The sequence below is a fragment of the Streptomyces fildesensis genome, from assembly GCF_016107395.1.
Lineage (GTDB): Bacteria > Actinomycetota > Actinomycetes > Streptomycetales > Streptomycetaceae > Actinacidiphila > Actinacidiphila fildesensis.
The window spans coordinates 1-324 of record NZ_JAAIKO010000233.1 but is presented as its reverse complement, the minus strand read 5'-3'; the positions used below and the strand labels follow the sequence as shown (position 1 = coordinate 324).

General features: G+C 66.4%; 1 protein-coding gene. It reads right to left on the bottom strand.

The window, feature by feature from the left end:
• Window positions 1-324 (bottom strand): adenosylhomocysteinase (locus C6N31_RS42725; RefSeq protein WP_198359693.1); only part of this gene is annotated, 324 nt, incomplete at both ends.

Below are 324 nucleotides of genomic sequence, written 5' to 3'. Positions count from 1 at the left end.
ACTTCGACTTGGTGACCGCGTCATTGACGTTGATGGCCGGGAAGAGCAGCGAGCCCTCCTGCATCATCTCGTACAGGCGGTGAACACCGGTGGTGGTCTCCTCCGTGACGCCGCGGATCTCCGACGCCAGCTGCGTCCATTTCTGGGAGTTCTCACCGATGGTGCGGCGGAGGAGCTGGAGGATGTGGCCGTACTCCTCGGAGTCGTCGGCGGCGGTGGCCGGGACCTCGCCGGCCTTCTCGAACTCGACGCCCTTGTGGATCAGGAGGGTGGCGTCGCCGCCGTCGTCCAGGATCATGTTCGGGCCGCCGGTGGGGGTGTTCG